The 24,918-nt window shown below is 68.3% G+C and carries 24 protein-coding genes; 11 read left to right on the top strand and 13 right to left on the bottom strand.

Annotation, left to right across the window (positions count from 1 at the left end):
- Positions 1-12: 12 nt before the first annotated feature.
- The 6 genes from DFJ67_RS25810 to DFJ67_RS25835 form a co-directional block, all read right to left on the bottom strand.
- Complete coding sequence (locus DFJ67_RS25810; protein ID WP_170215979.1) at positions 13-798, bottom strand: alpha/beta hydrolase; 786 nt, start codon at positions 796-798, stop codon at positions 13-15.
- On the bottom strand, positions 795-1,658 hold the full coding sequence (locus DFJ67_RS25815) for an ABC transporter permease (RefSeq protein WP_116070385.1): 864 nt from the start codon (positions 1,656-1,658) through the stop codon (positions 795-797). Before DFJ67_RS25815 ends, DFJ67_RS25810 begins: the two co-directional genes overlap by 4 nt.
- Entirely contained in the window at positions 1,655-2,464 is an 810-nt protein-coding gene (locus tag DFJ67_RS25820; RefSeq protein WP_203783058.1) for an ABC transporter ATP-binding protein, read from the bottom strand. Before DFJ67_RS25820 ends, DFJ67_RS25815 begins: the two co-directional genes overlap by 4 nt.
- 2 nt (positions 2,465-2,466) lie before the next feature.
- Entirely contained in the window at positions 2,467-3,570 is a 1,104-nt protein-coding gene (locus DFJ67_RS25825) for an ABC transporter substrate-binding protein (protein WP_116070386.1), read from the bottom strand.
- A gap of 35 nt (positions 3,571-3,605) precedes the next feature.
- Positions 3,606-4,730, bottom strand: a complete 1,125-nt coding sequence (locus DFJ67_RS25830) for a Rieske 2Fe-2S domain-containing protein (protein ID WP_116070387.1) — start codon at positions 4,728-4,730, stop codon at positions 3,606-3,608.
- Between the two features lie 145 nt (positions 4,731-4,875).
- Complete coding sequence (locus tag DFJ67_RS25835) at positions 4,876-5,667, bottom strand: IclR family transcriptional regulator (RefSeq protein ID WP_116070388.1); 792 nt, start codon at positions 5,665-5,667, stop codon at positions 4,876-4,878.
- Between the two features lie 60 nt (positions 5,668-5,727).
- On the opposite strand from DFJ67_RS25835, the gene DFJ67_RS25840 reads away from it, so the two are divergent.
- Genes DFJ67_RS25840 through DFJ67_RS25865 form a run of 6 tightly spaced genes read left to right on the top strand, consistent with a single transcriptional unit; the run spans position 5,728 to position 10,877 of the window.
- Complete coding sequence (locus DFJ67_RS25840; protein ID WP_116070389.1) at positions 5,728-6,981, top strand: FAD-dependent oxidoreductase; 1,254 nt, start codon at positions 5,728-5,730, stop codon at positions 6,979-6,981.
- Positions 6,982-6,995: 14 nt separating this feature from the next.
- The gene (locus DFJ67_RS25845; RefSeq protein ID WP_116076657.1) at positions 6,996-8,087 is read left to right on the top strand and encodes a cupin domain-containing protein; all 1,092 of its coding nucleotides are present in this window, start codon (positions 6,996-6,998) and stop codon (positions 8,085-8,087) included.
- Between the two features lies 1 nt (position 8,088).
- Complete coding sequence (locus DFJ67_RS25850; protein ID WP_116070390.1) at positions 8,089-8,949, top strand: fumarylacetoacetate hydrolase family protein; 861 nt, start codon at positions 8,089-8,091, stop codon at positions 8,947-8,949.
- The gene (locus DFJ67_RS25855; RefSeq protein ID WP_116070391.1) at positions 8,949-9,872 is read left to right on the top strand and encodes a PDR/VanB family oxidoreductase; all 924 of its coding nucleotides are present in this window, start codon (positions 8,949-8,951) and stop codon (positions 9,870-9,872) included. Before DFJ67_RS25850 ends, DFJ67_RS25855 begins: the two co-directional genes overlap by 1 nt.
- A gap of 32 nt (positions 9,873-9,904) precedes the next feature.
- On the top strand, positions 9,905-10,195 hold the full coding sequence (locus DFJ67_RS25860; RefSeq protein WP_116070392.1) for a hypothetical protein: 291 nt from the start codon (positions 9,905-9,907) through the stop codon (positions 10,193-10,195).
- A gap of 34 nt (positions 10,196-10,229) precedes the next feature.
- Positions 10,230-10,877: a DUF2625 family protein gene (locus DFJ67_RS25865; protein ID WP_239096962.1), complete on the top strand. Its 648-nt coding sequence runs from the start codon at positions 10,230-10,232 to the stop codon at positions 10,875-10,877.
- Between the two features lie 1,503 nt (positions 10,878-12,380).
- Here the strand turns inward: DFJ67_RS25865 and DFJ67_RS25870 are convergent.
- The 5 genes from DFJ67_RS25870 to DFJ67_RS25885 form a co-directional block, all read right to left on the bottom strand.
- The gene (locus DFJ67_RS25870; protein WP_116070394.1) at positions 12,381-12,914 is read right to left on the bottom strand and encodes a hypothetical protein; all 534 of its coding nucleotides are present in this window, start codon (positions 12,912-12,914) and stop codon (positions 12,381-12,383) included.
- A 373-nt stretch (positions 12,915-13,287) separates the two neighbouring features.
- Positions 13,288-13,581, bottom strand: a complete 294-nt coding sequence (locus tag DFJ67_RS25875; RefSeq protein WP_116070395.1) for a hypothetical protein — start codon at positions 13,579-13,581, stop codon at positions 13,288-13,290.
- Positions 13,582-13,982: 401 nt separating this feature from the next.
- A complete protein-coding gene (locus DFJ67_RS25880; RefSeq protein ID WP_116070396.1) occupies positions 13,983-14,474 on the bottom strand; it encodes a hypothetical protein in 492 nt (163 codons plus the stop codon).
- Positions 14,471-14,632, bottom strand: coding sequence for a hypothetical protein (locus tag DFJ67_RS42865; RefSeq protein ID WP_170215980.1), 162 nt, complete (start codon positions 14,630-14,632; stop codon positions 14,471-14,473). Before DFJ67_RS42865 ends, DFJ67_RS25880 begins: the two co-directional genes overlap by 4 nt.
- 346 nt (positions 14,633-14,978) lie before the next feature.
- Complete coding sequence (locus DFJ67_RS25885) at positions 14,979-16,379, bottom strand: HEAT repeat domain-containing protein (RefSeq protein ID WP_239096963.1); 1,401 nt, start codon at positions 16,377-16,379, stop codon at positions 14,979-14,981.
- A gap of 303 nt (positions 16,380-16,682) precedes the next feature.
- Between DFJ67_RS25885 and DFJ67_RS25890 the strand changes: the two genes are divergently transcribed.
- Positions 16,683-17,471, top strand: coding sequence for an SDR family NAD(P)-dependent oxidoreductase (locus DFJ67_RS25890; protein ID WP_239096964.1), 789 nt, complete (start codon positions 16,683-16,685; stop codon positions 17,469-17,471).
- A gap of 296 nt (positions 17,472-17,767) precedes the next feature.
- Entirely contained in the window at positions 17,768-18,490 is a 723-nt protein-coding gene (locus tag DFJ67_RS25895) for a class I SAM-dependent methyltransferase (RefSeq protein WP_116070398.1), read from the top strand.
- Positions 18,491-18,566: 76 nt separating this feature from the next.
- Here the strand turns inward: DFJ67_RS25895 and coaD are convergent, their stop codons facing one another.
- Positions 18,567-19,058 (bottom strand): pantetheine-phosphate adenylyltransferase, encoded by a 492-nt coding sequence (coaD, locus tag DFJ67_RS25900; protein ID WP_116070399.1) that lies wholly within the window; start codon positions 19,056-19,058, stop codon positions 18,567-18,569.
- A gap of 229 nt (positions 19,059-19,287) precedes the next feature.
- Between coaD and DFJ67_RS25905 the strand changes: the two genes are divergently transcribed.
- A complete protein-coding gene (locus tag DFJ67_RS25905; RefSeq protein WP_116070400.1) occupies positions 19,288-19,821 on the top strand; it encodes a hypothetical protein in 534 nt (177 codons plus the stop codon).
- A gap of 199 nt (positions 19,822-20,020) precedes the next feature.
- Complete coding sequence (locus DFJ67_RS25910) at positions 20,021-22,915, top strand: glycoside hydrolase family 9 protein (RefSeq protein WP_116070401.1); 2,895 nt, start codon at positions 20,021-20,023, stop codon at positions 22,913-22,915.
- Positions 22,916-23,243: 328 nt separating this feature from the next.
- Here the strand turns inward: DFJ67_RS25910 and DFJ67_RS25915 are convergent, their stop codons facing one another.
- The gene (locus tag DFJ67_RS25915; RefSeq protein ID WP_116070402.1) at positions 23,244-23,729 is read right to left on the bottom strand and encodes a carboxymuconolactone decarboxylase family protein; all 486 of its coding nucleotides are present in this window, start codon (positions 23,727-23,729) and stop codon (positions 23,244-23,246) included.
- 168 nt (positions 23,730-23,897) lie between these two features.
- On the opposite strand from DFJ67_RS25915, the gene DFJ67_RS25920 reads away from it, so the two are divergent.
- Positions 23,898-24,836 carry an RNA polymerase sigma-70 factor gene (locus DFJ67_RS25920; protein ID WP_116070403.1) on the top strand — a complete coding sequence of 313 codons (939 nt, stop codon included), beginning with the start codon at positions 23,898-23,900 and terminating at the stop codon, positions 24,834-24,836.
- Positions 24,837-24,918: the final 82 nt, after the last annotated feature.

Genomic DNA, 24,918 nt, shown 5'->3' on the forward strand with positions numbered 1-24,918 from the left:
GTTACGGTAAATCTAGCCGGGGTGTCGGCCCAGCGCCCGCCCCAGCCGGTCGACAACGACGTCGCGGATCGCGAGGTTGGTTCCCGCGTCGACCGGCGTGGTGGTGTTCCAGTGGTGGGTCTGCTCCGGCACCGGCACTATGCGCACGTCGGCGCCGCGGTCGCGCAACACGGCCGCGAACGCCTGCGACTGGTCGGGCGGCACGACCGGGTCCCGCTCGCCGTAGACCAGCGTCCAGGTCACCGCGGCGGCCCGATCGGTGGTGGCGGCGAGCGCGGTCGGTGACGCGGCCGCGTAGATGGCGGGAGCGTCCTGCGGGCTCGCGCCGATCAGACCGTCGACCGCGTTGGGGCCGCCGCGGGCCACCGACGCGTCGTGCTGGGCGCGCAGGTCATAGACCCCGTTCACGAGTACGGCGGCCGCGACGCCGCTGTCGGCGCTGAGCACGGCCGTGGCGCTCAGGTGTGCGCCGGCGGAGGTCGCCAGCACACCGATCCGATCGCCGTCGACGCCGAGTTCCCGCCCGTGTGAGCGGACGAACCGGAACGCGCCGGCGACGTCGTCGAGGGCGGCCGGCCACGACGGCGCTCCGGGCGCGGCCAGCGTGTAGTCGATCGACAGGGTCGCGAAGCCCGCCCCGCCGAGGGCGGTCGCCCAGCCGGCGTAGTCGGTGCGGGAACCGAGCCGCCACCCTCCACCATGGACCAGCACCACGACCGGGGCACCGGGTTCGGGGTGCAGGACCAGCTCCGCGGGCACGGAGCGGCCGCCCGCGCCCGGGAACTGGAGGGTGGTCACCTCTCCACCCCGCGCCGCCACGGGATCAGCAGGCGCTCGAGCAGGTCGATGACGAGGAAGCTGAGCCAGCCGAGCAGGGCGGTGACGACCAGGCCGGCATACATCGAGTCGATGTCGAAGACCTGCCAGGAGTTGAGGATCATCCGGCCGAGGCCGGTGTCGGAGCTGGTGAACTCGGCGGCGACGTCGATGACCAGCGCGATGCCCCACGAGGTGCGCAGCGAGGCGAAGATGACCGGCAGCGCGCCGGGGATCGCGATGGTGCGCAGGTAGCGGAAGCCGCGCACGTCGAGGGTCCGCGCCACGTCCTGGAAGATCATCGGGATGTTGCTGACCCCGGCCACGGTGTTCATCAGCACGACGTAGAACACCGAGATGGCCACCACCAGGTAGATGCTGGTGTCGCCGGTTCCGAAGATCAGCAGCAGAACGGGGAGCAGGGCGATCTTCGGCACCGGGTAGGTGGCCGCGACGATCGGGTTGACCACGGCCCGCACGATCCACGACCGGGCCGACGCGACGCCGATGAGCGCGCCCGCGACCGCACCGATCACGAAGCCGACCAGCGCCCGCTGCCCGGTGGCGCCGATCGCCGTCCAGAGCGCCCCGTCGCCGGCCATCTTCCACAGTGTCCGGACGATGGCCGTCGGCGCGGAGAAGAAGCGCTGGTCCAGCGCGCCGCTTTCCACGAGCACCTGCCACAGGGCCAGGAGCACGAACGGCATGACCAGGTTGACGTACTGGGTGCGGCGGTAGCGGCGCGCGACCAGCCTCAGGTCCAGCGGCTTGGCGGGGTAGGCGACCTCGCGCAGCCCAGATCCCTCGGAGGGCGGTGCCGGTGCCGCGTTGACCCGGGTCATGCGTCGCTCCCCTGCTTGGCGCTGTCGTGGCCGTCGCCGACGAGCGCGTCGTGCAGCTCGGCGGCGAGTTCCGCGAAGGCCGGGTCCCGGCCCAGGTCGAAGGCATTGCGCGGGCGACCGAACGGCACCTCGCGGGAGAGCACGATCCGCCCGGGTCGCGAGCTCAGCACCAGCACCCGGTCGGCGAGCACGATCGCCTCCTGGATCGAGTGGGTGACGAACACGATCGTCTTGCGGGTCTGCTCCCAGATCCGGATCAGGTCCTGCTGGAGGGCGAGCCGGGTCTGCTCGTCGAGCAGACCGAACGGCTCGTCCATGAACAGGATCTCGGAGCCGACGGCCAGCGCCCGGGCCACCGCGACCCGCTGCTTCATGCCGCCGGAGAGCTCGTGCGGGTAGGCGTCGGCGAACGCGGACAGGCCCACCATCTCCAGCAGGCGGTCGACCTCCCGGCGCTGTTCGGCCCGGCCGACACCGACGGCCCACATGCCGTACGCGATGTTGCGGCGCACGGACATCCACGGGAAGGCCGACGGCTCCTGGAAGACCGTCGCGGAGGGCGGCCTTCCCGAGCCGGTGTCCGCGGCCCGCACGACGAGCTGGCCCTCGGTGTGCTCCTCGAGCCGGGCGAGGACCCGCAGCAGCGTCGTCTTGCCGCCGCCGGAGGCACCCAGGATCGCGACGAACTCACCGTGCCCGACCCGCAGGTCGATGCCCGCGAACGCCTTGACCTCGCGCCGGCCCACGGCGAAGGACTTGCCGAGGCCGGTGCCCTCGATGGCGTACCCGCTCGTCGTGCGTGCCACCGTCAGCCTCCGCTGGCCGCGCCGGTCGAGGCGCCGAGCGCACGCTGCGCCGCCTCACCGAACGAGGTGTCGATGTATTTCTTGTAGTCGACGTTGGGTGCGGTGACGAGGCCGAGCTCCTTGAAGGCGCCCAGGAACATGTCGATCGACGCCGTGTCGACGTCGGCCGAGCCGCCGGTGACGTAGTAGCCCTTGAGCGCGTCGGCGCTCTTGACCGTCTGCACGTGTGCCATCAGGCCTTTGGCGACGTCTTGCAGCGCGGTCGGGTCCTTGTCGCCGAACGCCTTGTTGACCATGTTCGACGCCTTGAGGTAGGCCATCATGAACCGGCTGGCGGTATCGGTCTTGCCGCTGAACTGCGGCGAGTAGAGGACGCCGGCGATCTGGTGCTCGGTGTTGCCGGCCATCTCGTAGTTGGTGGCGAACTTCTTGCCGGTGCCCTGGCCGAGGACGGCGCCGGTCAGCGGGTCGACCAGGAAGGCGCCGTCGATGGCGCCGCTGGCCAGCGCCGCGACCTGGTTCGGCAGCGACAGCACCTGCACGTTGACCGACTTGTCGTCGATACCGTTCTTCTTGAGCATCATGTGCAGGTAGGCCTGGGCGCCCAGGCCCTGACCGTTGACGGCCAGCTTCTTGCCGGCCAGCCCGGCCGCGTCGCCCGGCGCGAGGCCCGACTTCGTGCTGACGTAGAGACCGCTGGTGGTCTTGGCGTCGACGCTGCCGGCACTGGCGACCAGCTTGACGTCGATGCCTCGGCCGAACGCGTTGAACAGGCCGGCGGTGTATTGCCCCCAGCCGACGTCGAGCTGCCCGCTGGCGATGGCCGGGATCATGTCGGCGCCGGACTGGAAGGTCTGGAAGTCGACGGTGATGCCCTGGTCCTTGAAGTAGCCGAGGGTGTCGGCGACGAAGAAGGGCGCGTCGGCGACCAGGCCGAGGACGCCGACCTTGACGGTGGTAGTGGAGGTGGGTGCCTTGGTCAGGTCGAGCGTGGCGGTGTCGGCGGAGGAGCCACCGCCGGAGTCGGATCCGTTGCCGCAGGCGGTCGCGAGCAGAACCGTCGCCACCGCCGCGGCACATATCTTCAGTGCGTTCTTCGCTCTCATCGAACGACCTTTGCTGTCAGGGGTGGGGGAGCGCGTTAGTCGTTGTGCGGGACCTCGTTGCGTCCGGTCAGCGGGCGGGCTTGGCCGGAACGGAGGTCGGGAACGCCGGCACCGCGGGGCTCCAGCGACTCGATCTTGCGGGTCCAGATGTGCCGCAGCTTGATCACGACGCGGTCGGAGCGGCCCAGCCGCTCGTTGGTGCGGTCGGCCACGCGGCCCTGCCCGACCATCGCGGTGTAGTCCTCTTCGGTCACGCTCTCGGGGCCGCGCTCGGCGTTCATCAGCTCGTGGTGGGAGTTCTCCGACCAGCCTCGGCCGGCGCCCTTGATGAAGCCCGGCACCTGTTCGACGAGGTGCTTGGGGATCACCGTGTTGCTGATCATGAGGGTGTTCTCGTCGTCGATCGGGACGAACCAGATGTAGTGGTTGAACTGGTGGTCCTCGCCGGAGACCAGGTAGATGGTGATCCGGGAGAGGTTGGGGAAGAAGTAGTGCGTGACCCGCACGTCCTTGACCCCGTCGTGGTTGACCCGGGTGGCGGTGATCTCGAGGCCCTCGTCGGTCTCGATGCCGTCGACCTCGGGTACGCCGTTCCAGTGCGGCTCGCTCTTGCTGTGCACGAACGCGGTGTGCACCGGGTCGACACCGTTCTCGAGCGCCTGGAAGTAGTTCATCGGCCACACGCCCGGCGGACGGATGCTGGAGACCAGGTGGTTGCCGGGATCGTCGAACTGCGGGAAGCTCCACATCGGAGGCGGAACGTCCTCGTCGCCGAAATAGCCGAAGATCAGGCCGGCATAGTCGACCGCCCGGTAGTGCGGAATCTTGATCTTCTTGGCGAACGCCTCGTTCTCCGCGGGCATCTCGATGCACTGGCCACCGCCGTCATACTTCCAGCCGTGGTAGAAGCAGCGGATGTTGTCCTCTTCGACCCAGCCGGTGTGCAGCCAGGTGTAGCGGTGTGCGCAGCGAGAGCCGACGATATAAGGCTTCCCGCTCCGTCCACGATAGAGGGTGAACTCCTCACCCAGGATGCGCAGCGGTCGGGCCTTGCCAGGCTCGAGATCCGCGGACACGCCGATCGGGTGCCACGACTGCCGGAGCACCTGGCCGGCTGGGGTGCCGGGACCCACGCTCGTCACTGGAACCGAATAGACCATCGCTTATCTCCTTGACCGATGTCGCCGTGTTCCGCCTGCGGCTAGGTTGCTCACGCTAAGGAGCGACCCGGTGATCGGTCAAGAGATTGTCAACATTCCAGTTGACGTTTGGGTTACCTAAATCGTTGGCTATTGATGTCCGGAGTCAGGGTGATACCTCCTCCTGGCGGAGCCGCCGGATGATCTCGTTGCGGGCGGCGAAAATCATCGGGGCGAACTCGTCGCCGGCCTCCTGTGTGGGCATCCGGGTCGTCGGCACCGCCACCGCGATGGCCGCCAGCGGCGCCCCGATGAGGTCCGGCACCGCCATGCCGACCGCGCTGATGCCCGACTCGCCCTCGCCGACGTTGAGCGCGTGCCCCGCGGCCCGCACCCGGTCGAGCTCGGCGAGCAGCTCGTCCCAGTTGCCGATGCTGCTGGCGGTGCGGACCTCCAGGCGCCGGTCGGGGTAGCGGCGCTCGAGCTCGGCCTCGGACAGCGCCGCCAGGATGGCCTTGCCGCCGGCCGTGCAGTGCGCCGGGAGCACGACCCCGGTGCGGCTGCCGACCCGCACCGACCGGGGGCTCTCGACGCAGTCGATGAACCGCACCTGGTTGCCCTCCAGGAACAGCAGGCTGGCGGTCTCCCGCGTCGAGAGGCTCAGCTCGTGGAGCGCCGGCAGCACGACCCGGCGGATGTCGGTGCGCCCGATCGCGGACAGGGCGATCTCGTAGAGCGCCGGCCCGGGCCGGTAGGTGCCGTTGGGCCGATCCTGGGTCACGAAACCCCGGCTCTTGAGCGTCGCCAGCAGCCGGTGAGCCGTCGAACGGGCCACCCCGAGCTCCTCGGCGGCGCCCGCCACGCGGATCGCGTTGCGCGATCCGACGAGCTGGAGCAGGAGCAGGGCGTTGTCGACCGAGGACATGACCGGGTCGGCACCGAGGCGACTGTTCGACATGAAGGAATTGTTTACCACAACTCTTCACTTCAGCGGAATACCCCGCTTACATTCGGCGCCATGCGATCAACCGAGGTCACCCAGTCGTCGCCCATCGTGATCGTCGGTGGGGGACCGGTCGGGATGACCGCGGCCACGGCCCTGTCCGGCGCGGGCCTGCCCGTCGTCCTGGTCGAGGCCACGCCGACCGTGCAGACCGACTGGCGCGCCTCGACGTTCCACCCGCCGACGCTGGAACTGCTGGCCGAGCTCGGCGTCGCCGACGAGATGCGGGCCGAGGGCCTCGCGGTCCCGCGCTACCAGTTCCGCGACCGGACGGACGGCCTGGTCGCCGAGTTCGACTACGGCCTGCTCGCCGGCGAGACCCCGTTTCCCTACCGGCTCCAGCTCAACCAGCAGCGCCTCGTGCGGATGCTGGCCGACCGGCTCGCCGCCCGCCCGGGCGTGACCGTGCGGTTCGGGGCCCGCGCGGTGGCATTGCGGCAGGACCGTGCCGGCGTGACCGTGCGCATCGAGAGCGACCAGGGGCCCGAGGAGCTGCACGGCTCGTTCGTCATCGGCGCCGACGGCGCCCGCAGCACCGTGCGGGGCCTGCTCGGCGTGCCGTTCGAAGGCTTCACCTACGAGCAGCGCTTCGTCATCGCGAGCACCTCGGCCGAGCTGAGCGAGCTGCTGCCCGGGATCGCCGACGTCAACTACGTCGCCGACCCCGAAGAATGGATCTTCCTCCTGCGTACGCCGGAATCGTGGCGGGCCGTTTATCCCGTGCCTGCACAGCAGAGCGTCGAGGAAGCCACCGACCCCGTCTCGATCCAGGCCCACCTTCAGGGCATCGCGGCCAACCCGGCGGGATATCCGATCGACGACTTCCAGATCTACAACGTCCACCAGCGGGTCGCGACGACCTTCCGGACCGGGCGGGTCGTGCTCGTCGGCGACGCCGCCCACGTCAACAGCCCACTCGGCGGCGTCGGCCTCAACAGCGGCATCCACGACGCGGTCGACGTCGCCCGCCGCATCGCCCGCCTCCAGGCCGACCCGGACCCGGCCGCGGACCGCCTCGACGCCGAGCTCGACGAGTTCGACCGGGTCCGCCGGCAGGTCGCCGTCGAGTACGTCCAGGCGGACACCAAGCGCAACACCGAACGGCTGATGGAACGGGACCCGGCCCGACGCGCCGCGAACTATGCCGAGCTGCGCGCCACCGCGGCCGACCCCGAGCTGGCCCGGGCCTGGTGCCGCCGGGCGTCGCTGCTGGAGAGCGTCAACCGCTTCGGCATCGGCCGCCCACCGACGCCGGTCCCGGCACTCTGATGGAGAAGGACACCATGACGTACGACTCCGCGCCCACCGACGACGAACTCGACGAGTTCTACGCCGACCTCCGCTGGGCGGATCTCTACCCGCTCTGGACGATCACCGACGAGCTGCTGACACCCACTCCGCAGCCGAAGGCCCAGCCGTGGCTGTGGTCGCACAAGACGCTGCGCGAGCTGGCCGACCGGGCGCTGCGTTTGATCCCGGTCGAGCGGGGCGGCGAGCGGCGGGTGCTGAGCCTGGGCAATCCGGGGCTCGCCGGCACCCCGTACGCCGCGGGCACGCTCTGGGGTGCGGTCCAGTGCCTGCGCCCGGGCGAGCTCGCGCCCGCGCACCGCCACTCGCCGGGCGCGATCCGGTTCGTCCTCGAGGGCGACGGCGTCTGGACCACGGTCAACGGCGACGCCTGCGACATGCGCGCCGGCGACCTGGTGCTGACCCCGTCGTGGAACTGGCACGAGCACACCGGCGGCGCCGAGTCGGGCATGCTCTGGTTCGACGGCCTCGACCTGCCGATCGTCCAGGCGCTCGACGCGATCTTCTTCGAGCCCTATCCCGAGCTGCGCCAGCCGGCCCCGGAGATCCATAACGTCTCGCTGACCACCTACGGCGACCGGGAGCGGTTCGTCACCGGCGCCGTCACCGACGCCCTGCACCCCGGCCATTCGCCGCTGCTGATCTACCCGTGGACCGACACCGACGCCCGGCTCGGCGCAATCGCCGCGCAGAGTGACGAGCCGATGGTCAGCCTGGAGTACGTGAACCCGCTCAACGGCGCCAGCGTGCTGCCTACATTGAGCTGCGCCATGCACCGCATCCGGCCCGCCGCGCACACCCACCCGGTTCGGCGTACCGGAAACACGATCTTCGTGGTCTTCGCCGGCAGCGGGTCGAGCGTCGTCGACGGCATCCGCTACGACTGGTCGGCCGGCGACATCTTCGTCGTGCCGTCGTGGTCGGCCGCCGAACATCGCTCCGACGAAGGTGCCGACCTGTTCGCGCTGTCGGACACGCCCGTGCTGCGGGCCCTGGGCCTGCACCGCGAGCAGCACCTCGACGAGCCGCAGCCGGTCACCGGCACCTTCACCCCGCGGGGCGCCTGAGATGCGGCTCGCCATCTTCGACGACCACCGCCTCGGCGCGGTCACCGACGCCGGCGTCGTCGACGTCACCGCCGCACTGCCCTGGGCGGTCGACCCCGACCCGCTGACCGCGGGCTGGTGGCGGCGGCTGTGCCGGGACTTCGACGCGGTACACGACGACCTGCGCCAGGCGGCCGCGGACGGTGTCGCCGTCTCCGGGGCCACCCTGCGCGCGCCCGTGCTCAACCCATCGAAGATCGTGGCTTGCGCGAGCAACTACGCCGCGCACGTGGCCGAGATGCACGACGTGCAGCAGCGCACCCTCGGCCGGGTGGAGAGCTGGATGATGGACTTCGACGTCTTCCTCAAAGCCCCGTCGTCGGTGATTGGCCCGAATGACGACATCCGCCTCCCGCCCGAGGTGGTCGCCGCCGGCCACGAGATCCACCACGAGTCGGAGCTCGTGATCATCATCGGCCAGGGCGGCACCGACATCCCGGAGGACCGGGCGATGGCGCACATCCGCGGCTACACGATCGGGCTCGACATCACCGTCCGCAGCCCCGCCGACCGGTCGCGGCGCAAGAGCCACGACACGTTCAGCCCGCTCGGCCCCTGGCTGACCACCGCCGACGAGATCACCGACCCGGGCGACCTGGACATCCGCCTCGCCTGCAACGGTGAGACCCGCCAGGAGGTCAACACGTCCGGACTGCTCACCTCTATACCCCGGATCGTGTCGTACGCCTCCCGCATGATGACCCTGCTCCCCGGCGACGTGATCTTCACCGGCGCACCGCCCGGCGTCGGCCCGATCCACGCGGGCGACATTCTCGAGACGTCGATCAGCGGTCTCGGCGCGATGCGCCACCAGGTGCGTTGATGCGCCTGTTGGTGGACCGGGTCACCTGGGAGGCCGAGGACGTGGTGTCGGTCCGGCTCCGCGGCGCGGACCTGCCGGCCTGGACCCCGGGCGCACACCTTGAGGTGGTGCTGCCCAGCGGACTCATCCGGCAATACTCGCTGTGCGGGGACCCGGCCGATCGCACCTCTTATCTAGTAGCCGTCCTGCGCGAGCGCGCCGGGCGAGGCGGCTCGGCCGAGATCCACGACAGCGCGCTGGTCGGGCGGGCGCTCGAGGTGCGGGGTCCGCGCAACCATTTCGCGCTCGAACCCGCACCCGCGTACGTGTTCGTGGCCGGCGGCATCGGGGTCACCCCACTCGTCGCGATGGCCCGCGCCGCGGCCGGGTCCGGCACACCGTGGCGGCTGCACTACGGCGGCCGTAGCCGGGGGAGCATGGCGTTCGTCGCCGAGCTCGGCCGGCTGTCCGGGGGCGAGGTCGTCTACGCGCCGCAGGACGAGGTGGGGCTGCTCGACCTGGACGCGATCGTCGCCGGTGCCCCGCCGGGGGCGGCCATCTATGCCTGCGGCCCGGAGGGGATGCTCCGCGCCGCGCAGGCGGCCGGTGATGCTGTCGGGCGCACGGTCACCGTCGAACGCTTCGCCTCGTCCGGCAATGCGGTGCGTGGCACGTCGGGCGCTTTCGAGGTCGATCTTCGCCGCAGCGGCCTCCGGCTGGCCGTTCCGGCTGACCGGAGCATGCTCGAGGTCATCCGGGATGTGCTGCCGGATGTGCCGTACTCGTGTGAAGAGGGTTATTGCGGCACGTGCGAGGTCCGGGTGATCGACGGGGCGCCCGAGCATCGCGACGACATCCTCAGCCCCGACCAGCGCGCGGCCGGCGACCTGGTGATGATCTGCGTGAGCAGGTCGGCCTCGCCGGTGTTGTCGCTCGACCTCTAACGTTGCGGCCCGTGGCCGTCCACACTGGGCAGATGAAGGATCCATCGAGCCCGGCCGTCCGACCGGGCCTGGCCGGCCGTTTCCTAGGCTGGATCGGCATCGTCGGACACGTCGTGGTCCTGTTCCTATACGTGGTCAGCGGGCTGGTAATGCCGGCATGGGCAGTGGGCGTCCTGCTGGTCATCTGGGCAGGCCTACTGGCGATCGCGATCGCCCTGCTACGCACCCGTCCGCCCTGGACCCTGGTCATCCCGGTCGGGGCCGTGGCCATCTGGATCGCGGTTGTCTCGGCCGGCGACGCCTGGCTCGGATGGACCGCCTAGCGCAGCGCGTCCCAGTGGGATGCCAATCGCGCGGGTGCGCATTTTCGACCTGTTGTGGCAGCCTGATCTTGTGGATCAATCAGCGTGGTCGGACGTGACAGCCGCCGTAGCAGCAGCGCCCTACCCGATCCGAGTGCTGCCGGCCGATCCGGACCGGGCCACCACCTGTTCCGCGGCGCTGGGTATCACCACGCGATCGTGGCTCGGCGCCGTGGTTGCCAATGCCGGAGGTCTGCTGGTGGACCATGGCTGGGTCCGCGTTCTGGGATGCGGCTACGACCGCCTGCCGGACGTCGTCACCGCGGCCGGCGTGCTCACCGTCGGCTACGACGTCATGGGCGGGCAGTTCGCATGGCTGCAAGCGGATCCGAACGCGCGCCCGACCGTGCACTACTTCGGGCCTGACGATCTCGGTTGGCTCGACCTCGAACAGGGGTATGCCGAGTGGCTGAATGCGATCCTCGGCGGTTCGCTGACCCGTTTCTACGAGACTTTGCGCTGGCCGGGGTGGGAGGCCGAGACCGAAGGCCTCAACCTCGACGAGGGTTTCAGCGTCTGGCCCCCGCCGTTCACGAAGGAAGGGAAGGACGTCTCCGCCGCATCCCGGAGACCCATTCCCATGGCGGAGCTGGTCTCGTTCTACGAGGATGCCGCGCGGCAACTCGGCGGGCCTTCTCGCTAGACCGCGGCCGTCGCCCCGACGGTGAACCGGCGTGAGGCGCCGAGACACCTCATCGCGATGTGAGCACGGCGGAGGCCCTACGGAGGCGGGGTCAGCCCTCTGGCAGCGTGGAGATACAGCAGCAAGGCGCAGCTCAATCTCGGTCGTGTCGGGACGCCAGACGGCACCTACCAACCAGGTCCAGAAACAATGATCGCCAAGGTGATATCCCGGAGATCGATCGTGTCTTTGATATGCGTCCGAGGACCAGCACGGGCATTCACACTGTGATCGCGGCTGGCGAGCTGGTGTGCGCGCCGTGACTGCCGCAGCATCTCCCCGTCGCTGCCCGTGGCGGACAACGTGCGGACCAATAACGGAGCCGTCGCCCCTGTTCTGGTGATGCGGCGGGCCATGCCAGCGATCGCAGCCCAGCGGGCGGGCCGGTGAACCGGTTAGACAGGACGGCGGAGCAACCCAGATCTCGACCTCGTCGGCGTACCGCGCCCGGCGCCGGTGTCGAGGAGGGATCCAACGTGCGCGCGTCACGATTCGGGTCGCTGGGCCTACCGCCTTCAGTGGCTACGGCCAGCGCTCACCAGAGCCTTAAGCCATCGGCGAGCAAGAGTCAAGGTGATAAATTCGTCAATATAATTTGGTGGCAAGTCGCTAGACTGCGGTTTCGTCAATCAGTCTCATCTGTGCGAGAAGCCGGGGGATCGATATGCGGGTAAAACGGGCGGTCTTAGGGACGGCTGTCGCCATAATTGCGAGTTTCGGGCTGAGTGTCGTTTCCGCCAGCCCCGCCGCTGCGGACGCCGGCATCTGGCGTGCTTTCGGCAACACGAACCCGATCTCGTCTAGCGCAAGTCTCTGGCGTTGCGGCGCCACCAAAACGATTACCACCAACGTGGTCGCTCAGGGTTGCGCGATCAGAGCGGCCGGGGGCGCCAACTATGCACAGATCGCAATGATCGTTCGAAACAACCGATCTAGCCTTTTTGGGGCCGGCGTCACAATGTGGGGGGACACAACCGACTCCACACCATTTCTTATCATCTGCAACGCTTCGGGCGTCGCGGCCAACTCGTGGTCAGTGTGTTTTTCAAACACCTTTCAAAGCAGTGCCGCGGTCCAAATGTTTGACGGCAGCGTCAACGGTGTATACGTCGCCGATTCACCGTGGGTCTAAATTGGAACACGTTTGCGCGAATTGCGCTGATGTCCTGTGCTGCACCGCGTAATCCCGAGCGGCGAACGTAGTCACTCTATTCCTGCTTGGCCGCCGTCAACTCCTGCAGCGCCCACTCCGCAAATCCTCGCCAAGTCCGTCCCCGCCCGATTGCCGCGGGGCTGGGCCAGAGGAGTCGTCAGCGGCCGACCTGCACGAACCGCCGGCGTATGCAGGCGTGCCCGTGGACCCAGGGTGTTCCGTAAGCGCGGAAGCACGCGCCGGGCAGGACCGGTGCGGACGGACGTGCCACTCGAAGCGGCACGTTCGTCGGTCCGGAGTTTCCGTACCGATCATGCAGGCACATCGGGCTCCCCGGATCGCTCGGCTTGCGGAAACACCACCCACTCCGCCCGCTCGGGAAACACGCGGTCAGGATGCCTCAGGCCGAGATCTTTCCGCATCTCGATGAGGAGGGTGGTGAACCACTGGTCGAGTAGTTGGACGGGATGCCTGTCCTGCTCGTCTGGTCGTGGTTCGCGGCCCTGCGCCAGTCGGAGGAGCCCGTATGCGTAGCGCAATGCGTAGCGTGCTGCCTCTTGGACGCCCATCGAGGCTGATGTCAGTCGGAGACGTTCCAGGATGGATCTGGCGGTCATATGAGAGTCGTAAATCCGAGATCGGAGTAGCTCGTCCTCCGGTGTGCGCGAGACTTCGAACGCAACCGCCTTTATCTCGGCTATTGCCGCCGCGTACTCGGCGAATGTGGAGCGTAGTTGGGCTTCCTGGTGCTTGCGGTCTTCTCGGCGACCGCGAAGGAGGTCGGTCCCCAACGAGCCCAGCAGACCGATCAGGGCACCGGCCAGAGCGAACCATGCCTCAGACATCGCGACCTCCGAGCGCCCGGCGGCGATCTGCCGTCGGTCGGGTGTGCTTTCATCTTGAGCGTTGCTCGCAAGGTCTGCGGATGTCGTAGCGGCAGGGGCGGGGCTCCGAGATCGCGGCCGTGGGGTTCAACTCGGGGAACGACCGACGATCATCGACCTGCCTGAAGTGGACCGATCGTCTAAAGTGGGGCGGCCAGACCGGATACGGGCCTGACGCGACCTCGGCCAGTTTTCTGATACTGGTCTTCCGGTCCTCGGCGATCCGATCTACAAACCTTCGCTGGGCCCGCCATGCGCACCTCGAGTCCTTCGCAGATCAGGCACCGCCGCGCTGCCGTGGTGCCGGAGGGGGCGAGATCGGCGGCCGCGACCTTCAGCGACCCGCCTGATAGCCCCAAATCCACGCGCCCAGGGCTACCAGCGGCATGAGCGCCCACGGCAGCCACCTCCAAGACCGCTTCGTCGGAGGCGCGGGCGCGAGATGGTAGTTCCAGTACGTCTCGAGGGCGGCGTGGAGGATGTGATAACCCCGCAGCCCATTGCGGGTGGTGATTTGATTGAGGACCTCGAACTCGGTCTCGGATGGCACGAACTCGATGCGGCCTCGGTTCGGCTCGAAGTCGGGGTGCATCTGCCGAGGGTCGCGCACGACCAGCAACAGAGACATCGGCCGATAGGTTGTCGCCCGTCAAGGGTCCATCGTTCGGCTAGACGTACCTGAACCATGGGTTTGGTCGGCGACGCCAAAACGCGTGCGCCTAGCTGCCATCGCCGCGGTGCTGTCGCTCGGGGATCGGTACCTCACTGGTTTTGTCGGGCTTGGCGGAATCGTGGTCGCGCGCTGCGCCGCGATCTCTTCTCGGAGGTCCGGCAACGCCGCCTGCAAACGCAGTCGAGTGCTGCGGTCCGCAGTGCGCCAGCAGGCCATTCCCGGCCCTGTCCTTCCACGACTGCCGCAGGCAACCAGGAACGCCACCGAAGACCAAGCCGTAACAGGACCGCGGCGCCCTTTCCTGCCGCCACGGGCTCCGGCGACCCCGGCATGGGGACGGCCGGAGCACGACGCGGTCAGGTATCGGAACTCTCGAGATAGCCGGGCGGCGCGATCACCACGCTCGTGAAGTAGACGGCCAAGTCCTCCCCATCTCGCTCGTCGCCGTCCTCGCGGTTGAAGCCCAGCGTGATCCGGTGTGCCGTCGGATTGAACAGGTCCGTCTCGTCGATCTCGTCACCGTTCTCGCGCAGGCGGGTCATGATCTCGCGCGCCTGCATGCCGAACAGGTCCATGCCTTCGAAGGTCACAAGGGCGGCGTTCTCGCCCTCCGGCCGCCAGATCTGGATCGACCCCAGTTGGTTTCCGTGTTCGAAATACGCCTGGACGTGGAAGGACCAGTCCTCGTCGCGGACCTCGAGCATTAAGCCGCTGGGTTCGATGTCGTGGACGACCTGACCCCACTGGCTCATGGCCTCGCTCGCCCGTTCGGCGGTCATACCGAACATGAGCGGCGGTATGCCACTTGAACGCACGAGGTTCAGGACGAATCGTTCACCGGTGTTCACGGGCAACTACCCTTCCCGAACCGTGACTTGAACTCGTCGATCGCCGCATCGTAGAGGCCGGGCTCGCCGAACTTCGCGGCAACACGACGCATCTCGTCGAACTCCCTCTCCATCGCGCCGTCGAGGTCACCCGCGTCGATCAAAGCCTCCTGCTTCACCGAGCTGTCGAGCCATTGTGGACAGGAAACGGTTGGATCTGTCGATGAGTGGTCGCCGCAACCTGCGTGCAGCTTCTCGGCAACCCGATCGCCGGGCGCGACGTCCCCTGCGGCCCAACAGCACGCTGGGCCACCCGATGCGCTTCCTTCGATGAGCGGATACCGGATCGCGCGAAGCCCCTAGACACGTCTGGCGTCATCGTGGCTGAGGGTCATTGGGCGTTCGTGGTCTACCTGCTGCTCTTGCGCTCCTTCGCTGAAATCACGGAGGACGTCCTACGTACTGCGAAGGCGTGCGATCGCGTCTTTGATGTGTTCCTGTAGCAGTTCGTCGGCCCAGACGATGTCATCCGCGGAGCTGCTCACGCCGGAGCGGTCGTCGCGGCCGAGAAGTTCTTCCAAGGCGGGGATTGTCTCGACGGCTTGGAGTTCCAGGATGATCGGGAGGGCGAACCGGCCGCCGTAGTCGGTGATTCCGCGGCTGAGCGGCTCGGTTAGCTCCGCCGTCGGTATGCCGAGTCGGGCGAGGGCTCGGGCGGCGGACAGCCTGCTCCAGCGGTCGCCCAGACGATCGCGCAGTCGCGGTTCCAGGTGGGCGACCGCTGCCCCGAACTGCGGCCAGGACCTCCGGGGTGAAGCGGACCGCGCCGGGCATGAACCGGAACTGGTGACCTCGGGCGGCCGCCGCACACACCGGCTCGACCCAGCGCGGGTCACCGAGCCGCTGCAACGTCTCGACCGATCGGTACTCGACGGTGAATCCCCGTTCTCCGGCGGTGTCGGGGAAGCGGCCCGCGACATCGGCCACCACGTCGGCGAACTGCCGCGCTGCCGCACCCCCCTGGCGTAACACGTCCATCACCCTGCCGCGTACGTCAGGATCCGGATCATCGAGCAACGGCGCCACCAGTGGCACGAACACCGGCGGCGCCGAGCGCTGGGCGTCGCAGCGCGTACTCAACGCCCAGAGCCCGGACTTGCGGGTTCTCGGATTGCCGGACCGCAGCATGCGCTCGAGGACCGCGACCGCCACCTGGGTGGACGGCGCTGCCACGATCTCCTCCGACCACTCCGCCCCGCGAGCCCAGGCCCAGGTGACGGCGGCGTCATCGTCGATCGCGGCCACCAGGGCGGAGATCGTGCCCGCCGGCCAGTCCAGGCCCGCGCGGAGCAACGCCACCGCGGCGGCCACCCTGACCTGCGGGTTACCGTGCAGAGCAGCGTCACCCAGCACCGTCTCGGCGGCAGCGGAATCTACCTCGCCCAACGCGAGCGCCAGCGTCGCCCGCGCCGCTGAATCGTCCTCCACCGCCCACCTCCGCCACAACGGTTCGGCGGTCACACCCGCCTTCGCCGTGGCGTAGGCCGCGGCCTCTCGGACCTGGGGGTCGGCGTCATCGAGCAGGGCCACCAGAAGCTGCAGTTGGCCGGTAACCGCTGCCCGCACCCGCACGAAGGCGTCACCGTAGGCATGCCGATCGTCCGCCAGCATGCCCAGCATCCAGACGAACTCGGCACGTCGGTCCGCGGCCCCCGCTGCAAGCTCCGCGAGAAACGGCACCGCGGTCACCGTGGCCGGGTAGACCGTGCCCTGATGGAAGATGCTGCCGCGCAGGTAGGAAATCGCCTCCGAGGCCACTTCGCTGTTCTCGGAACCCGCCTGCCTGAGCATTCCCGGCGTATCGTGCGCGCTGCCGTACGCATGTGAAAGCTCACCCCAGGCAATCGCATCAAGACCATCAAGCACGCCGCGCAGCCTACGTGCCCATCCACACAGCAGTGCGCGTCCAACCCACAGCATCCGCAGACGCCGAGACGAGCCGACCGGCAACGACACCAATTTGATTGGGTGCACGCTTCTGCCGCGATCCGCTTGAACGATCCCAACGCTTGTCGCTGGCCTACTGCGGTCGTTCACCAGGCGAGTCGTAGCGGTCGCTTCGGGGCGACCCGCGCCTGGGTAGAACACTTGCCGTAACTCGTGCCTTGCTTCCCGGCCTGGCGGCTGATAGGCACAGCGTGGCGACCGCGGACGGGTCCGGCTCGACTAATGCCAGCGGAAGGTCCTCTACGCATGACATCCCTGTTCAGTCTCGACGGCAAGACCGCCCTCGTCACTGGCGGCAACCAAGGACTCGGCAAGGCGTTCGCCCTCGGACTGGCACAGGCCGGCGCGCGGGTGGCCATCTCCGGCAGGCGGGAAGAAGCGAACCTCTCCGCCGCAGCCGAAGCGAAGAACGCCGGCTTCGACCTTGTTGCCATCACCGCCGACATCACCGACGACAGCCAAATCTCCGCTATGACAGACCAGGCGATGAGCGCCTTCGACGGTCGCATCGACATCCTCGTCAACAATGCCGGCATCTGCTACCACGCCGACGCCTTCGACGTGACCGACCAGCAGTGGGCCGACGTATTCGACCTCAACGTACGCGCGCTCTGGAAGACCTCCCTCGCCGTAGGCGCCAGCATGCGCGATCGCCGCTCAGGCTCGATCATCAACATCGGCAGCATGTCGGGCATCATCGTCAACCGCCCACAATGGCAGCCCGCCTACAACGCGTCGAAAGCCGCCGTCCACCACCTCACCAAGTCACTCGCCGTCGAATGGGCGCCCTACGGCATCCGCGTCAACGCGGTCGCACCGGGATACGTCAAAACCGAGATGGCTCCCGTTGACCGGCCGGAGTTCCAGCGCTACTGGGTCGAGGATTGCCCCCAGCAACGCTTCGCGCTCCCCGAGGAGATCGCCCCCAGCGTCGTCTTCCTCGCCAGCGACGCCGCATCCTTCATCACCGGCTCGATCCTCGTGGCCGACGGTGGCTACACCGCAGTCTGAACTGGAACTGCGACGCGGTGAACTCGATTCCGTTACCCCGGGCGCCGTTCACACTCGAATTGAGGGGTGTCGCACCGATACGCACGACGCCGGACCGACCCATCATGACGCAATCGTGACGTGCGCGGGGGGAGGGGCCACGCCGTTGGCGATGTCAGCCGACGCCCTGATCACCGTCGGTCGTCCGTCCGACGCATACCGCACGACGGTAAGCCCGTCCTTGGCGTGACGGACGATGGCGGCACTCGCGTCGGCTCGCGTTCGCTCCACCACATTCCCCGTACCATCGGGGTCTTGTGGAGGAAAACTGGGACACGATCGCCGACTGGTACGCCTCTCAACTGAGTACAGGCTCCCCGATGCACGGCTTCGCCCGTGACGTCCTTCTGGCCGCCCTGCCCCAAGATATGTCGGGCGCCCGTGTCGTGGATCTCGGATGTGGTGAAGGGATCGTCACGCGCGCCGTAGCCGCACGCGGGGCAACGGTCACTGGCGTAGACCCCACGAAACGCCTCGTTGAGCACGCCAGATCAATCGAGCGAGCCACGCCCTGCGGGGTCACCTACGCAGTGGACGACGGCACCGTCCTCACGACCCTTGAAGACAGCTCAGCGGACTGGGTCACCGCCGGACTATCTCTGAACAACATCCCTGATCTCGAAGCCGCCGTCCGCTCCGTCCGCCGCGTCTTGGCGCCAGGCGGCCAACTCGTCTTCACGATCCCGCACCCGTGTTTCGAGGCGCCCCACGCGAGCTGGGTCGACACCGATGACGGGATGAGCCGGCGGCTCATCGGTGACTACCTCATTGAAGGCTTTTGGAGATCAGATAACCCGTCCGGCGTACGGCGTGGTGGCAACCAGCACCGCACGGTGTCTCGATACCTGATGGCATTGATCAATCACCGATTTGTCATCGAGTTGGTCGCCGAACCACAACCGGATCGACGCCTCATCGACCAGCAACCACACCGCGCGGGCCTTCCCCCGTTTCTCGTCGTACGAAGCCGACGTGTGTAGACCCGGTGAGGCGGCAGCCACATTCCCGTGACCCGTGGGCAAGCGCCCGTCGGCGCGTTGCGGTCACTGTTCAGCGTTATGCGATGAACGGGCCGACATCGTCGGGGGTGGCCACACCGAACGAGCCGATGCAGGGCCCGGGCCCGGTCGACCCGCCGGCCGACTGTGCCGACCGGTATGCGCGTGCGGCCGTGGACGAGGTGGCGACCAGGTCCGGACGGGACGGCAACCAGACGGTCTGGATACCAAGTTGCTCGTTCATCGCAGCGAGCTGGTACTCGTACCCGAGGTCTGCGGCCGTGCGCACGCCGCGGACGATGACCGTGGCGCCGCGTCGCAGACAGTAGGCAGTCGTCAGGCCGGTCCAGGTGTCCACCTCGACGTCGCCCCAGGCTGCGGGCATGGCGTCGCGCACGAGTGCGGCCCTGACCGTGGCCTCAGCGGCTGGTCGCTTGTCGGCGTTCACCGCCAGCAAGACGATGATCCGTTCGAACATCGCCCGAGCGCGGGCCACCAGGTCGCGGTGCCCCGGGGTGAACGGATCGAACGTGCCGGGATAGACCGCCACCGGACCGTGTAAAGGCGCAGTCCCACGATCCGATGTAGCCGTCACCGCGACTCCAACCACATGGCCACGATATAAACCAGCCGTACATGTGCCGACACCGGCCGGGTGGTGCTGCCCCGCAGACGGCATTGTCGTTCGACGCGAGGACTAGAGCTGTACGTCAGCGGGCGTACGGCGGAGTCAGTTCGGGGGCGGACGACGTTCTGCTGACCGCCAAGAGAATGAACGGGTGGTAGGCAAGCGCAACGACAACGTCCCGCCCCCGAGGCTGAGCGCCCGCGCGCGTAAGGCTGTTCTCGTCGTCCATATCGGATCTGCGGGAGCGTGGATCGGCCTTGACGTGGCGATGGCCGTCGTCGTCTTCACCGCGGTGCTCAGCGAGGACGGCCGTACCCGGGCGGTGTGTTTTGAGGCGCTCGAGCTCTTCGCGGTGTGGCCGCTGTTTGTCGCAGGGCTGCTGTGCCTGGTCAGCGGCGTCGCATTGGGCTACGGCAGCAGATACGGGCTGGTGCGGTACTGGTGGGTGGCCACCAAGCTGGCCGTGAGCGTTGTGCTCGTCACGCTCGTGCCTCTGGCCCTGCGGCCGGGTCTGGAAGGTTTGGGCGAGCTCGGCCGGGAGCTGGCCGCGGGGCATCTTGTCACGGCGCCGATCGGCGACATGATCTACCCACCAATCGTTTCGCCTGCCGCGCTGCTGTTCGCGCTGGTGTTGGCGGTGTTCAAACCTTGGGGTCTCATCCGCAGGCGTCCTGAGCGCACCTGACGGCCTCGGCCGAGATGGCCGGGCCGCGCGTGATACTCGTGTTGATCGCTGAACCCCCGACGTCTACGTAGCGACAGTCGTCGATGGGGAGCGGCCGCCCTTCACAAACTGATGACGTTCCCGTTACATTGTCGTCTATCCATGGGAGCGCTCCCGGGCCCTGTACGTGCCCCACCACCCTCCGACAGGAGTAACCGTCATGCACCACGTCAGACGACTCCGGCGGGCGCGGTCCGACCAGCCGTGGTCACGCCGTGTCCTCGCCGCCGGTGCGGCCCTGGTCACCGGGCTCACCCTCGGCGCCGTACCCGGTCCCGCGTCCGCGGCCGTCCCCGCCACGACCGGCGTGCAGGCCGCCGCGGCCGCCTTCAACTACGCCGAGGCACTGCAGAAGTCCCTTTTCTTCTACGAGGCCCAGCAGTCCGGCCCGAAGCCCTCCTGGAACCGCGTCTCCTGGCGCGGGGACTCCGCGTTGACCGACGGCGCCGACGTCGGGCTCGACCTGACCGGCGGCTGGTTCGACGCCGGCGACCACGTCAAGTTCGGCTTCCCGATGGCGTTCAGTGCCACCATGCTCGCCTGGGGCGCGGTCGAGTACCGGGACGGCTACGTGTCGTCCGGGCAGCTCCCGCACCTGCTCAACAACCTGCGCTTCGTCAACGACTACTTCGTCAAGGCGCACCCGTCACCGAACGTCCTCTACGGACAGATCGGCAACGGCGACGCCGACCACAAGTGGTGGGGTCCGGCCGAGGTGATGCCGATGGCGCGTCCCTCGTACAAAATCGATGCGAGCTGTGGCGGCGCGGACCTGGCCGGGGAGACGGCGGCGGCGATGGCCGCGTCGTCCATGGTCTTCCGACCCACCGACGCCGCCTACGCGGACAAGCTGCTCGGCCACGCTAAGCAGCTCTACACGTTCGCCGACACGGTGCGGAAGAGCTACCACGACTGCATCACCGACGCGACCAACTTCTACCGGTCGTGGAGCGGCTACCAGGACGAGCTGGTCTGGGGTGCGATCTGGCTGTATAGGGCCACCGGCGACGCCAGCTACCTCGCCAAGGCCGAGAGCGGGTATGACCTGCTCGGCAACGAGAACCAGACCACCACCAAGTCCTACAAGTGGACGATCGCCTGGGACAACAAACAGTTCGGCGCGTACGTGCTGCTGGCCCGCCTGACCGGCAAGCAGAAGTACCTGGACGACGCCAACCGGTGGCTCGACTACTGGACCGTCGGCGTGAACGGGCAACGGGTGCCCTACTCGCCGGGTGGCATGGCGGTGCTCGACTCGTGGGGCGCGCTGCGCTACGCGGCGAACACCAGCTTCGTCGCCCTGCTGCACGGTGACTACCTCACCGACGCCACCCGCAAGGCCCGCTACCAGGACTTCGCGCTGCGGCAGATCAACTACGCGCTGGGCGACAACCCGCGCAACTCCAGCTACGTCATCGGGTTCGGCGCCAACTCGCCGAAGAACCCGCACCACCGCACCGCGCACGGCTCCTGGTGGGATAGCCAGACCGTGCCCGAGGAGACCCGGCATGTGCTCTACGGCGCGCTGGTGGGTGGACCCTCGTCGGCCAACGACGCCTACAGCGACACCCGGTCGGACTACGTGATGAACGAGGTCGCCACCGACTACAACGCCGGCTTCACCTCCGCGCTCGCCGCGCTGGTGACCAAGCACGGCGGCACCCCGCTGGCGAACTTCCCGGTCGCCGAGACGCCCGACCGCGACGAGTTGACCGTGGAGACCACGGTGATGCAGGCCGAGCCGCGGGCCACCGGGCTCAAGGCCATCATCTACAACCGCTCCGCGTACCCGGCCCGCGCCCTGACCGACGCGAAGTTCCGCTACTACTTCCGCGCCGAGGGCGCCACGCCCGTCGTGGTCACCCCCGGCTACACCCAGGGTTGCCCGTCGCCGTCCACGGCCCGCCAGGTCTCCGGCGACCTCTGGTACGTCGAGGTCGACTGCACCGGCTACACCATCGCCCCGGCCGGGCAGTCGCAGCACCGGATGGAGGTGCAGTTCAAGGTCGGCGTACCGGAGGGTGGCACCTGGGACCCGACCAACGACCCGTCGTACAGCACCGTCACCGGGCCCAACCGCAACGTGCCGCTCTACGCCGGTGGCCGCCGGGTCTGGGGCGTCGAGCCCGGCGCGCCCACCCCGGACACCACCGCGCCGACGGCGCCCGGCCGGCCGACCGCGTCGGCGGTCACCGCGACCGGCGCGACGCTGAGCTGGGCGGCGTCGACCGACAACGTGGGCGTCACCGGGTACGACGTCTACCGCGAGGCCGGCGCCACCGACGTCCTCGTCGGCTCGCCCACCGCCGCCACGTTCGCGGTGACCGGGCTGACCGCCGCCACCTCCTACGCGTTCTACGTGGTGGCCAAGGACGCCGCGGGCAACCGCTCCGCCGCGTCCGCACCGGTCTCCGTCACCACCACCGACCCGCCCGCGCCGGACGCCGTCGCGCCGACCGCGCCCGGCCAGCCGACCGCGTCCACGATCACCACGAGCGGGGTGACCCTGAGCTGGGCGGCGTCGACCGACAACGTCGGCGTCACCGGCTACCGGGTCTACCGGGAGAACGGCGCGACCGACCTGCTCGTCGGCTCGCCCACCGGCACCACGCTCGCGGTGACCGGGCTGACCGCGGCCACCGCGTACACCTTCTACGTGGTGGCCGTCGACGCGGCCGCCAACACCTCCCCACCATCCGCGTCGGTCACCGTGACCACGGCGGCGCCGCCCGCCGCCGGTGCCTGCACCGTGGCGTACGCGACAAATGACTGGGGCAGCGGGTTCACCGCGAACATCACGATCACCAACACCGGAACGACCACGATCAACGGCTGGAGCCTCGGCTTCACCTTCCCGCACTCCGGGCAGAAGGTCGGCCAGGGCTGGTCGGCGACGTTCACCCAGACCGGCACGGCGGTCACCGCGACGAACCTGTCCTACAACGGTGCGCTGGCAGCGGGGGCGTCGACCGGCATCGGCTTCAACGGCACCCACACGGGCAGCAACCCGAAGCCGACCAGCTTCACCCTGAACGGCGTCGCCTGCACCGCCTGACTCGAGATCTTGGACAGTTACCGTCCCGCAGCACGAGCGGTAACTGTCCAAGATTCACGTGTGAGGTCGCTGGTCGACGCTCTGCACAATGCCGAACCCGAACACAAACTCGATCTCTATCGAGCGCTGAGACTGGGCGTGCTCACAGACCGCACCCCACTACGTGTTGGGTGCTTCGCTGGCGGTGTCGCCGAATCCCTGGTCGTACAAGGGATTGCGTATGTTTCTGGGTGACGGCAGGCGATGGTCCGCATTCGCACGCGCGGACATGCGCGGGCCCGGCCCGGGTCGCATGATCCCTGTCCCTGGGCCGGGCTCCGCGTGCTGCTCAGTCCGCCGTGCTGTCGAACGTGCCGGGCTGGTAGGCACCACCCTTCATGTGGAGGATCACACCGATTCGGTTGGCAGCGTTGATCATGGCGACCAAGTACACCAGCGCGGCGATCTGGTCGTCGTCATAGTGTTTGCGTACCTGGGCCCAGGTCTCGTCGGATACGCCCTGGTGGCCGTCGGCGAGCCGGGTGCCCTGCTCGGCGAGTGCCAGCGCGGCCTGCTCGGCCGGGGTGAACACAGTGGACTCGCGCCAGGCCGCGACCAGATTGATCCGGACCGCAGGTTCGCCGGCCGCCGCGAGGTCCTTGGCGTGGGCGTCGGTGCAGAAGCCACAGCCATTGATCTGGCTGGCGCGCAGCTCCACCAGGTTGATCGTGGACTTCGTCAGCGTCGACTGCATGATCGCCAAGCTTGTATTGGCGAACCGCTTGCCGATCTTGGCACCGAGCTCGCTGTCATTCAGGTTGAATCGAGGTTCCATTACTTCGTCCTCACTCGTGATGCGGAATCGAACGACCACAAGACGGCGGGGACCTGATCCGCATAACAAAGGCGCTTATGTGACGTGTGCCACGACCGTCGCCGTGTCACAAAATGGCGGGACCGAGCGTCTGGTGGGCGATGCAGTCGAGTGGAGCGGGAGTCACCCATGGCCGGCACGGCGCGGAGTACACCGAACGATCGCGGCCCCAGCAGGAATCGGGACAGCCGGCCGGATCCCGCGACCGAGGCGTTTGTCGCCCAGCGCAACCTGCTGTTCACTGTCGCCTATGAGATGCTCGGCTCGGCGGTCGACGCCGAAGACGTCCTGCAGGAGACCTGGCTGCGGTGGGCGAGCGTCGATCTTGGCACGGTGCGGGATCAGCGGGCGTACCTGGTCCGGATCACCACCCACCAGTCGCTCGACCGCCTGCGTGTACTCGGGCGCCGCAAGGAGTCCTATATCGGCCCCTGGCTGCCCGAGCCGCTGCTGACTACGCCCGACGTCGCCGATGACGTCGAGTTGGCTGACAGCGTCTCGATGGCGATGTTGCTGGTATTGGAGACGCTCGCACCGATCGAGCGGGCGGTGTTCGTGCTGCGCGAAGTATTCGAGCTGGGATATGAGGAGATCGCCGAGGCCGTCAACAAGAGCCCGGCCGCGGTCCGCCAGCTCGCGTACCGGGCACGGGCGCACGTCGCTGCGCGCCGGCCACGCGGCGTCGTTTCCGCGGCTGAGACCCGCGGCGCACTCGAGGCGTTCCAGCGGGCGGTCGATACCGGTGAACTGCAGAGCCTGCTCGACATACTCGCACCGGACGTCGTCTTCCTGGGGGACGGTGGCGGAGTCGCGCACGCCGCGCTGAGGCCCGTTGTCGGGGCCGACGCAGTAGCCGGCATGCTGGCCGCCGGACTGGCCAACCTGGCCACGAGGTCGCCGCGGATGGCACTGGTCAACGGCTTCCCGGCGCTGATCCTGCGGCTCGACGGCGAGATCGACACTGTCCTGGCCGTGCGCATCGACGAAGGCCTCATCACGGGGCTCTACTCCGTGCGCAATCCTCAGAAGCTATCGCGTTTGCAACACGAGACCACGCTACGCCGCTGAACTCGGGCCTCTGACGTGCCCGCCGGATCGGGCAAGCCTGCAAGCTGGGGCTGACCGGCCGAGCGCCACTCGGGGGTGTGCC

Source organism: Asanoa ferruginea (assembly GCF_003387075.1).
GTDB classification, from domain to species: Bacteria; Actinomycetota; Actinomycetes; order Mycobacteriales; family Micromonosporaceae; genus Asanoa; species Asanoa ferruginea.